The sequence below is a fragment of the Wenzhouxiangella sediminis genome, assembly GCF_003410055.1.
Lineage (GTDB): Bacteria > Pseudomonadota > Gammaproteobacteria > Xanthomonadales > Wenzhouxiangellaceae > Wenzhouxiangella > Wenzhouxiangella sediminis.
In genome coordinates this window covers 1-10,672 of the sequence record NZ_QUZK01000006.1, presented here as the reverse complement: position 1 = coordinate 10,672, position 10,672 = coordinate 1, and the positions used below count along the sequence as shown (strand labels likewise).

Annotated in this window: 9 protein-coding genes; 4 read left to right on the top strand and 5 right to left on the bottom strand. The window is 66.1% G+C overall.

Going from position 1 to position 10,672, the window contains the following annotated elements; translation table 11 throughout:
- Positions 1–207 precede the first annotated feature (207 nt).
- The 5 genes from DZC52_RS01420 to gshB form a co-directional block, all read right to left on the bottom strand.
- Positions 208–1,104 (bottom strand): aspartate carbamoyltransferase catalytic subunit, encoded by an 897-nt coding sequence (locus tag DZC52_RS01420; RefSeq protein WP_116649340.1) that lies wholly within the window; start codon positions 1,102–1,104, stop codon positions 208–210.
- 10 nt (positions 1,105–1,114) lie between these two features.
- On the bottom strand, positions 1,115–1,552 hold the full coding sequence (gene ruvX / locus DZC52_RS01415) for a Holliday junction resolvase RuvX (protein ID WP_116649339.1): 438 nt from the start codon (positions 1,550–1,552) through the stop codon (positions 1,115–1,117).
- Positions 1,545–2,066: a YqgE/AlgH family protein gene (locus DZC52_RS01410; protein WP_116649341.1), complete on the bottom strand. Its 522-nt coding sequence runs from the start codon at positions 2,064–2,066 to the stop codon at positions 1,545–1,547. Before DZC52_RS01410 ends, ruvX begins: the two co-directional genes overlap by 8 nt.
- A 118-nt stretch (positions 2,067–2,184) precedes the next feature.
- The gene (locus DZC52_RS01405) at positions 2,185–3,054 is read right to left on the bottom strand and encodes an energy transducer TonB (protein ID WP_116649338.1); all 870 of its coding nucleotides are present in this window, start codon (positions 3,052–3,054) and stop codon (positions 2,185–2,187) included.
- Positions 3,051–3,989 (bottom strand): glutathione synthase, encoded by a 939-nt coding sequence (gene gshB / locus DZC52_RS01400; RefSeq protein WP_116649337.1) that lies wholly within the window; start codon positions 3,987–3,989, stop codon positions 3,051–3,053. The genes DZC52_RS01405 and gshB overlap by 4 nt, the downstream gene beginning before the upstream one ends.
- 186 nt (positions 3,990–4,175) lie before the next feature.
- Between gshB and DZC52_RS01395 the strand changes: the two genes are divergently transcribed.
- The 4 genes from DZC52_RS01395 to DZC52_RS01380 form a co-directional block, all read left to right on the top strand.
- On the top strand, positions 4,176–4,607 hold the full coding sequence (locus tag DZC52_RS01395) for a response regulator (RefSeq protein ID WP_116649336.1): 432 nt from the start codon (positions 4,176–4,178) through the stop codon (positions 4,605–4,607).
- A 32-nt stretch (positions 4,608–4,639) separates the two neighbouring features.
- Positions 4,640–5,218 (top strand): chemotaxis protein CheW, encoded by a 579-nt coding sequence (locus DZC52_RS01390; protein WP_116649335.1) that lies wholly within the window; start codon positions 4,640–4,642, stop codon positions 5,216–5,218.
- A gap of 162 nt (positions 5,219–5,380) precedes the next feature.
- Entirely contained in the window at positions 5,381–7,420 is a 2,040-nt protein-coding gene (locus DZC52_RS01385; RefSeq protein WP_116649334.1) for a methyl-accepting chemotaxis protein, read from the top strand.
- Between the two features lie 96 nt (positions 7,421–7,516).
- Positions 7,517–10,672: FimL-related protein (locus tag DZC52_RS01380; RefSeq protein WP_147307572.1), on the top strand; the 3,156-nt coding region annotated here is incomplete at its 3' end.

Sequence of the window (10,672 nt, the reverse complement as noted above, 5' to 3'; positions counted from 1 at the left end):
CGCTCTGGAAAAAAGTTACCCGGCGCAAGAGCCTGCGAAGCAGGCCGGCCGGAACGCCTTTGATTTGTCGAGGCCACAAAAGCGCCCGGTGGCACCGGGCTCACCCAAGCCCCCAATGCCCAACGCGCCGGAACGAAAGAACGAAAGAACGAAAGAACGAAGGAGCGAAGGAGCGAACGAACGCTTCGGCGGCGCCATCCGCCGCCGTCAGTCAAACAACCACTCGAAGATCGCCATCCGCGTAAACACCCCCATCTTCACCTGCTCGAGGATCAGCGAGCGACCCCCGTCGGCGACGGCGGGATCGATTTCCATGCCGCGATTGATCGGGCCCGGGTGCAGGACCACGCAACCGGGCGCGGCCGCGGCCAGATCGGATTCCTTCAGCCCCCAGTCGGCAGAGTAGGCTTCGCGGTCGGGCCAGCCCGCGCGGTCCATTCGCTCGTGCTGGACGCGCAGCATCATGACGACGTCGGCCCCGCACAGGGCATCGGCCAGGTTGTCGTGCAGGCTCGCCGCCGGCACGGGCGGGCTTTCGGGGAGCAGCGACGGCGGTCCGGCCAGGCGGATCTCGGACACGCCCAGGCGTTGCCAGAGCCGAACGCCGGATCCGGCCACCCGGGAGTGCCGAATGTCGCCGACGACGGCGAGCTTGAGTCCGGCCGTCTCGATACCGCGCGAACGCAGCGTGGCTGCATCCAGCAGCGCCTGGCTGGGATGGGCGTTGGTGCCGTCGCCCGCATTGATCAGGCGGACCCCCGAGACGGTTTTTGCCAGCCGGCTGACCCGATGGCTTTCGGGATGACGCAGGACCACCGCCTCGACGCCCATCGCGGCCAGCGTGGCCACCGTATCCTCGAGCGTCTCGCCCTTGGTGGCCGAGGAGCGTTCGAGTTCGATGTTGACCGCCCGCATGCCCAGGCGGCCGGCCGCCAGTTCAAAGGACACGCGGGTGCGCGTGCTCGGCTCGTAGAACAGGTTGGCTACCGTGGTCGCGACGCTGGACGGCGCCGCGCCGGCGGCCAGCGCACAGGCCCGGTTGAGAATTCGCTCGATGTCTTCGTCGTCGAGCCGGTCGATGTCGAGCAGGTGTCGGTCGGTCATGGCTTGTTCGTCAGGGATTCTCTGCCATCCAGGATTCCAGGATCAGGCTCGCGGCCACGCTGTCGAGCCGCCGCGCGTCGCTTCGTTTCGCGCGGCCTTGCTGGCGGCGGCTGGCATGGCGCTGGGCAGCGGCATGGGAGGTCAGCCGCTCGTCCTGGAAGCGAAATTCGATATCGGGATACTGCCTGGCCAGCCGCGCGGCGAAATCGCGCACCCGCCGGCTCATGTCCGATTCGCTGCCGTCACCCGCCAGGGGCAGGCCGAGCACGGCGACGGAGGGACGCCATTGTCCGAGCACGGCGTCGAGCTGCGCCATCAGGCTGTCGGTGTCGCGATAACGGACCGGATCGAGAGGCCGTGCCGAGCCCGTCAGCCGGTGACCGATTGCCAGGCCCACGGTGCGCTGTCCGAAGTCGATGCCCAGCAGCGCGCTGGCCGGTTCAGGCATGCCCGCCGGCCGGCTGCAGGGTGGCCACGTCGATACCCAGGCGTGAGACCGCCTTTTCCCAACGCTCGTCGACGGGTGAATCGAAGATGATGTCGGCGCTGGCCATCACGTTGAGCCAGGCGTTGTCGCGCATTTCGCCCTCGAGCTGACCCGATTCCCAGCCCGCGTAACCGAGCGCCACCAGGAACTTCGCCGGCCCTTCGCCGTGGGCGATGGCCTCGAGCACATCGCGCGAGGTCGTCACGCAGATACCGTCGCCGACGTCGACCGTCGCCTCCCAGCTGCGATCGTTGCTGTGCAACACGAAACCCCGCTCCGGATGGACCGGCCCGCCGACATAGACGGGCATGTTGGCGACGCGCTCGTCGTCGCACTCCAGACCGAGCTGTTCGAGCACGTCCTCGAGGACGTACTCGGATTCGCGGTTGACGGTGATGCCCAGGGCGCCTTCCTCGTTGTGCTGGCACAACAGGGTGACGCCGCGCATGAAGTTGGGATCCTCCATACCGGGCATGGCGATGAGGAATTGATGCTCAAGGTAGCTCACGATGTCATTCTATCAGTGCGACTATCGGCAGATATGGGGGCGCAGCCGCACCCGCATCAATGCCGCGCCCCGCGCCAGGCCCAGGTCAGCCGCCGCGCAGCACACCCGAACTCGAGAACTGCCAGGTGCGCGTGATGGTCAGCACGTCGACCTCTCGCCGGATTTCCTCGGGCAGGGGCGCGAAGGGGGAGGACAGGCGCACGATTCGCACCGCCGCCTCGTCGAGCACGTCGTGGCCGGACGAGCGCAGCACGCGAATGCGGGCGACGCTGCCGTCCTCGAGGATGTCCACGCTGAGCACCAGGGCGCCGGCCAGGTTCTGGCGCCGCGCGCGCTCGGGATAGTTCAGGTTGCCCACGCGCTCGACCTTCGAAACCCACGAGCGCATGTAGCCGGCATAAAGATGCTCGCGCGTGTTGGCCGACACGAACTTGCGGCGCGGCCGCTCGGGGTAGTCGGCGGCATCGCTGAGGCGCTCGGTCGAGGCACGCGCCATCGAACGGGTCTGCTCGATGATCTCGCTGGTCGACACCGAAACGTCCGGATCGAGCTCGGTTTCCTCGCGCACCGGCATGGCGGGCTCGTCGCTTTCGACCTGGACCACCTCGTCGACCTGTTCGGGTTGATCGCGCGAGGCGGAATCCGTGGCCTCCTGCTCGACCGGGGCGACCTCCTCGGTCCGGCTGGTGGCCATGGGCTCGGCCGGGCGGTCGACCTCCTCGGCCGTGCCGCCACCACGCTGCGTGGCCTGGGCCAGGAAATCGGCCTCCTCGGGCGCCTGCTCGGTCGCGAATTCGACGAGCACGACATCGAGACTGCTGGGAACGCTGTCGGGCTTGCGGCCCAGGAACTCGAAGTGCACGAGACCGATGACCGCAGCATGCAGCGCCACGGCCACGGCGGCGGCGATGGCCACCGAGTCGCTACCGCGAGCCCTGGACCGCGCTGTTCTCATGGATCGATGGCGTCGAAGAGGTCACTGATGATGTTGATCCCGAACTGTGCGTCCAGTTCCCTCACGCAGGTCGGGGATGTCACGTTGATTTCGGTCAGTCGGTCGCCGATGATGTCGAGCCCGGCGAATTCGATGCCGTGTTCCAGAAGCACGGGGCCCACGGTTTCGGCAATCCGCCGGTCGGCGGCCTCGAGCGGCCGCCCCTCGCCGCGCCCCCCGCGCGCCAGGTTGCCGCGGAAGTCGTCCTTCCCGGGGATCCGCGCGAGCAGCTTGTCGACCGGACGGCCGTGCACGATGAGCACGCGCTTGTCGCCCTCCGAGATTGCGGGCAGATACTCCTGGGCCATCGCCAGGCGCGCCCCGCTGTCGGTCAGCGTCTCGATGACGACGTTGAGATTGCGGTCGTCGCGTTCGAGCAGGAAGATGCTCTTGCCGCCCATGCCGTCCAGGGGCTTGAGCACGGCCTTGCCGGTGCGCTGCACGAAGGCCCTCAGCGCGGCGGCGTCGGAACTCACCAGGGTTTCGGGGATCAGCTCCGGGAAGCGCGCGATGGCGAGCTTCTCGTTGAAATCGCGCAGCGCGCGCGGGCGGTTGACGACCTTCGCGCCGGCGTTTTCGGCCTGCTCGAGCAGGTAGGTCGCCATCAGGTAGTCGTTGTCCACCGGCGGATCGGCGCGCATCAGCACCAGGTCGTCCTCGCCCAGCGGCCGATCAACCGGCTCGCCCAGCTCATACCAGTCCTCTGGATCGTCCTCCACCCGGACAGCCCGCATCCGGGCACATGTCCGCGAGCCCTCGAGATACAGGTCGGTGTCCCCGAGGTACCAGAGGCGATAACCCCGCCGCTGCCCCTCGAGCAGCATGGCAAGGGAGGTGTCCTTGACGACCTTGATCTCCGAAATATCGTCCATGACGACCACGAGGTTCTTGCGCATGCGTACTCCGTTGAGTCAGACTGGCCTTGACGGGTGGCTTCCAGAAGGCTCCGCGGGACCGGGAAAAATCTGTAATCCCATGGACTTCTGTGACACAATTCTACTGGATTGGCAAATTCGTCGAAGATAGACTAACCTAGGCCGTCAAGGTCCACAGGTGTATCCGCCAGCAGCATCAGGTAGACAATGAGTGCAGACCAGAATACGGACAGCGGGGGAGAAGGCGTGGCCGATCTGAGCGGTCTCAAGATCATGCTGATCGACGATAGCCGGACGATTCGCCGTTCGGCCGAAACCATGCTCAGCAAGGAAGGCTGTGAAGTCATCACGGCCAATGACGGCTTCGAAGCCCTGGCGCTGATCCACAAGCACGAGCCCGACCTGATCTTCGTGGACATCATGATGCCGCGGCTGGACGGCTACCAGACCTGCGCAATCATCAAGAACAATGCGCGTTTCAAGAACGTGCCGGTGGTCATGTTGACCAGCAAGGACGGTCTGTTCGACAAGGCGAGGGGACGCATCGTCGGATCGGACCATTACCTGACCAAGCCGTTCACGCGCGACGAACTGCTCGCTGCCGTACGCCAGCAGCGTGAACGGACCGAAGCGGCCTGACGGTGGCCGTCAGAGGAGATTCGAGAGGGACAATGCAAGGGGACCAGCAACTCGCGACTGCAACGGAATCAGGCCGCCTCTCTCTGTTCGCCAGGCTGGCCGAGTACGAAAAGCGCAGTCTTGAGCACGATGTCGGCGAAGCTGCGCGCCAGCAGCAGATCAGCAACTGGGACGGAGTCGTCTTCCGTCTCGGTGACCACTATCTGACCTGTCGCATCGACCAGGTCGAGGAAATCATCGCCTTTCCGCCCTTCACGCCCGTGCCCGGCTCCAAGGACTGGCTGCTGGGCATCGCCAACGTTCGCGGCAACCTGGCGCCGGTATCCGATCTCGGCTGGTTCCTGTTCAACAGCCGCACGCCGGTCACCAACCGCACGCGACTGATCATCACGCGCATGCAGGGTCGCCTGGCCGGCCTGGTCGTCGACGAGGTCTTCGGCCAGCGCCACTTCCATACCGACGACCTCAAGGACGAGGACGACTGGAACGACACACCGCTGTCGGGGCTGGTCTCGCAGCAGTTCGAAACCAGCGAACGCAAGTGGGGGGTGCTCCGGCTCGAGGAACTCCAGCGCAACCAGGAGTTCGTCAACGGCGCCCGGGAAGAGTAGAAGCATAGGGACGGATTCAACAGTGCAAGATCATTCCGAAAACAACGCGCGCCCGCGGCAATACGCTCGGGTATCGATCAAGATCGCAGCAGATGGACACGGCGTCCGGTTGTACGGCCTGGCCACCGGGTGCCCCGAAGTATTCAACAATGAGGTGAAGGCATGAGTAGCGTCGCGACACAAACAACACAGCAGCGACTTTCTCCGGCACAGGCACTGCTGTTCATCCTGCTGGTGGCCTTGCTGGGCCTGGTGGCCTACAACTTCTACCTGCTCAACCAGCGCAACGTGCAGGAAACCCAGTACCTCGGGTTGACCACGGAGATTCAGGTGCGCGCCCAGCAGCTGGCCAAGGCGTCCGGTGAAGCCGCCGTCGGTAACTTCGAGGCCTTCGACGAGCTGGGCACCACGCGTAACATCATCGACGAGTCGATCAACACCCTGCGCAACGGCGATCCCGAGACGGGACTGCCGCCTTCGCCCGATCGGGTGGACGCGCCGCTGTCGACGCTCGAGGAAATCTGGTCGGGTATCGACGCCAACGCCGCCGCCATTCTCGAGCGTTCCGACCTGGTCGTCGAACTCGCCGACGCCGCCTCGGCCTTCTCCAGCAACATTCCGCGCCTGCAGGCCCAGTCCGACGAGGTCGTGCGGCGCATGATCGAGACCGGCGCACCCACCGTACAGATCTACGTCGCCAGCCGGCAGCTCGCGCTGGCCGACCGCATGCTTCGCCGCGTCAACGACATCCTGGCCGGCGGCCAGGGTGCCATCACCGCCGCCGACGCCTTCAGCCGAGACGCCGCCCTGTTCAACCGCGTCCTCGAGGGCCTGATCAACGGCGACGAGGAACTCGGCCTGCAGGCCGTGCGCAACAGCAGCGTGCTCGAGGCCCTGGCGGACGTGGTGCCGATCTTCGAAGAAGTGCGCTACGACGTCGACACGATCCTGACCGCTTCGACCGACCTGTTCGAGGTACGCGACGCCGCCGACGAGATCTTCCTCGATGCCGAGGATCTCACCGAGCAGGCGCGCGACCTGGCCGACGAATACGCCAACCTCGGCGAAGGCGTGCTGTGGCCCTCGCTGCTGGCCGGCCTGGCGATCGCGGCGGCCGCCCTGCTGATCCTGTTCCTGATCGGCGCCGGCGCCTACTTCCAGCAGCGCCGCGCGGCCAAGCAGACCGCCGAGGTCAACCAGCGAAACCAGGAGGCCATTCTCCGGCTGCTCGACGAAATGTCCTCGCTCGCCGATGGTGACCTCACCGTGCAGGCAACCGTGACCGAGGACGTCACGGGCGCCATCGCCGACTCGGTCAACTACGCCGTGGAAGCGCTTCGCGACCTCGTCTCGGGCGTCAACACCACCGCCCAGCAGGTGGCCGCCCAGGCCCAGGAAACCCGGGCCACGACCACGCAGCTGGCCGAGGCCAGCGAACACCAGGCCCAGGAGATTCGCTCGGCCACCGAAACGATCAACGAAATGGCCCAGAGCTTCGATGACATGGCCAAGCGTTCGAGCGAATCGGCCGACGTCGCTCAGAATTCGGTCGAGATCGCCAACCGCGGCGCCGACATGGTGCGCCAGACGATTTCGGGCATGGACAACATTCGCGACCAGATCCAGGAAACCTCCAAGCGAATCAAACGACTCGGTGAGTCCTCGCAGGAGATCGGGGACATCGTCGAGCTGATTAACGGCATTTCCGAACAGACCAACGTGCTCGCCCTCAACGCCGCCATTCAGGCCGCTTCGGCCGGCGGCGCGGGTCGCGGTTTCGCGGTCGTTGCCGACGAAGTCCAGCGACTCGCCGAACGCGCCACCAACGCGACGCGTCGAATCGAGGCCCTGGTGCAGACGATTCAGGCCGACACCTCCGAGGCCGTCACCTCCATGGAGCAGACGACCTCGCAGGTGGTCTCCGGTGCCCGACTGGCCGAGGACGCCGGTGAAGCCCTGGAGTCGATCGAAAACGTGTCCAACGACCTTGCCGGCCTGATTGCCCAGATTTCCAAGCAGGCCCAGGAAGAGTCGAAGAACGCCACGCGCATCGCCGAGATGATGAACTCGATTCGCGACATTTCCATCCAGACCACGGAAGGGACCGGCCAGACCGCCAAGTCGGTGGCCAACCTCGCCGAACTGGTGCGCGACCTCCGCGACTCGGTGGCCGACTTCAAGCTGCCCGAGGACGAAGACTGATCGACCGGCTGCGGCGCGCGCCGTGCGCGTGCGCCGCGGTGACGGCACCCGAGGAACGATTGACATGCGTTGCAGCCCGCTGAACCGATTGCCGACATGAGCAGCTCGAGCACCCACCAGTCCCTGCAGTGGACGCGTCCGCTGATCGATGAACTCGGCCAGGAAATCCTCCAGGCGGTCGAACGCTGGAGCGAAGGCGGAACGGATCGCGATCCGTCCGATCTGGACGGCGCCATCGAAGCCAGCCGCCGCATCTCGGGCAGCCTTTCCGTGCTCGAGTTCGAAAGCGGGCAGCTACTCGGCGACTCCATGGCCGAGGCCCTCGAAGCCATCCGCAAGGACGATTTCGGGCGCGAGGCCGAGGCGCTGAACGCGCTGATGGAGGCCACCGCCACCCTGCCCGACTACCTCGACTACCTCGAGAGCACCCAGCGCGATGCGCCGCTGGTCCTGCTGCCGACGATCAACAACCTGCGCACGGCCATCGGCGCCAAGCCGCTCGACGAGGCGGAGTTCTTCAAGCCGGCGATCGATCATGTCGAGCTGTCCGAGGGCGGGGATTCGACATCCGCCGCGGAGCTCCGGCGCCAGTACCAGCAGGCGCTGCGCGGCTTCCTGGTCAACAACGACGACCACGAGGCCCTCGACGAACTGACCCGCATCGGACAGGCCATGCGCGAGAACGCCGGCCTGCCGAAGTCCGCGCGCAGGGCCGGCTGGGCCGCCGCGGCCGTTTCGGCCTCGCTGAAGGCCGGCGACCTGGAAGGCGGACCGGCGGTCGCGCGTCTGTACGCGCGGCTCGATGCACTGCTCAAGACCCTCGCCGACGGCGAATCCGACGTCGACGAGGCGGCCGACGCCCTGTGCCGCGCTTTCCTGTTCAACATGGCCATCAACCGGCCGGGCAACGAAACCGCCGGCGAAGCCTGGCAAGCCTTTCGCCTCGACGAGCACGCACCCGAGGCCACCGGCCAGGCGCGCGCCTTCCTGGCCGGCCGCAACCGAACGCTGTTCGCCGCGGTCACTCAGGCGGCTCGCGAGGACCTGGCCCAGATCAAGGACACCCTGGGCACGCAGCTCGAGAAGTCCGCCGACCCCGACCTGCTCGAGAAGCAGACCGAACTGCTCGGCTCGGTGGGGCAATCGCTGGCCATGCTCGGCCTCGACAACCTGGCCGAAAGAATTCGCGCCCAGGCCGACCGCCTGTCGGAAATCGGCTCGGATCCCGAAGACCCCGCCCTGCTTGCCGTGGCCCGCGAACTGCTGGTGGTCGAATCCCAGCTCGAAGAGAATCTCGGCGTCATCGAGGCCGAGACCGGGGAAGACGACGAAGACGCGACCGGCACCTTGCTGCCGGCATCGGAGTGGCGCCGGGTCCTGCGGCAGGTCTTCCACGAAGCCGGCGAAGACCTTTCCCATGCCAAGAGCCTTCTCGACGCGCTCAACCGCGGCAAGGCCGAGCCCGACGCCGCCGCTGAAGCGCGCGACATGCTCGAACGCATTGCCCACGTTCTCTACATGGCCGACCTCGAAGACGGTGCGGCGATGCTGAAAGCGGCCACGAAACTGATCGAGTCGCAGCTGATCGAGGCCGCAGAACCCTCGGACGAACAGCTCGAAACCCTGGCCGAAGCGCTGACCGTGTCCGAATTCTATTTCGACGCCCAGACCCGACTCGACGAAAAGGGTCGGCAGTACTTCGCCAACACCCGACAACGCCTCGGGCAGCTCGGTTACTGGCCCAGCGTGGCGGCCGATGAAGCCGCCGAAGAGGAGAGCGCACAGGCGCCGGAGGACACCGAGGCGCCGCTCGCCGGGGAAGCCGAAGCGTCGGATGAAGTGGCGGAGGAGATTTCCGAAGAAGCCGCCCAGCAAGAACCCCCCGTTGGCGAGGAAGAAGCTCCGGAAGAACCCGCCTTCGAAGTCGAGGGTGATTTCGAATTCGACAGCGACTTCGACTTTGCCGCAGACCTCGGCACCGAGACGACGGAGCCGGAGGAAGAAGCCGCCGACGAGGCGTCGGAAGAGTCCGCCGAGCCAGTGCCCCAGCCGGAAGAAACCGCCGAAGCAGAGCCTTCCGAGCCGACCGGGAAAGCGCCGGAGCCCGCCACGGATGACTTCGGCATGGGCGGCATGGACGACTTCGACATCGTCGAGATCTTCCTCGAAGAGTTCGACCAGGAACTCGAGACGCTGCAGGAAATGCTGCCCAAGTGGCGCGAGGAACCGGACAACAACGACACCCTCACGACCATCCGGCGTTCCTTCCACTCCCTGAAGGGCTCCGGCCGGATGGCGGGTGCCGAGGAGATCGGCGAGTTCTCCTGGCAGATCGAGAACATGATGAACCGGGTCATCGAAGGGCAGCTCGAGCCCGAACCCGGCGTCATCGACATGGTAGAGAGCGCCGTCGGCATGCTGCCGAGCATGCGCGCTCGCCTCAGCGGCGAGGGCGAGCAGGAATTCGACGAGACAGCTTGCTCCGAGCTTGCCCAGAGCGCCGAACAGGTCGCCGCCGGCGAGGCCTCGCCGTCGACCGCGGCGGCCGCGGCGATGAATGCCGAACTCGAGGGACTCGACCCGACCCTGATCGAGCTGATGGTCAAGGAACTGTCGGAGAACCTCGAGACCCTCGACGAGTGGGTCGAGCAGGCGCAGGAAGCCGACATGCCCCAGGCGGTCGACGATCGGCTGGTTCGCGCCGTCCACACCATGAAGGGCACGATGCGGCTTGCGCCGATCGCCAACGAAAACGACACGGCCCAGGTCTTCGAGCAATACCTGGAAGAGCTGTCGCACTCCGGCGACGCACCGGACGAGGCCGGCCTGAAGGCGATCATGGCAAGCCAGGAACTGTTCCACAAGCGTCTCGACCGGCTGCAGGGCGAAAGCGTCGGGGACGAAGAATTCGAAACCGGGGACCTCTCGTCCGAACTGCGGCGCCTGCACGGGCTGGCCTATCGCGACCGGACCGAGGTGGACGTCCGGCCTGCCGAGAGTAAACCGAGCGCCAGCGAAGAGCGGGCTGCCGAGGAAGAGGCCCTGTTCAGCTCCGACGCCGAAGAAACCGGCCTCGAATACGAAGAAGGCGACGTGTTCGGCCTGGAAGAGGCTGCCGAGGAAGCCGCGGAAGCGGCCTCGGAAGAAGTCGCGGCCGAAGAGCCGCATGAACCGGAAGAAACGCCCGCCCCCGAAGCCGCCGAGGGTGCCTCGCAGCTAGAAGCGAACGAGGAAGCCGAAGCGGAGGTGGAA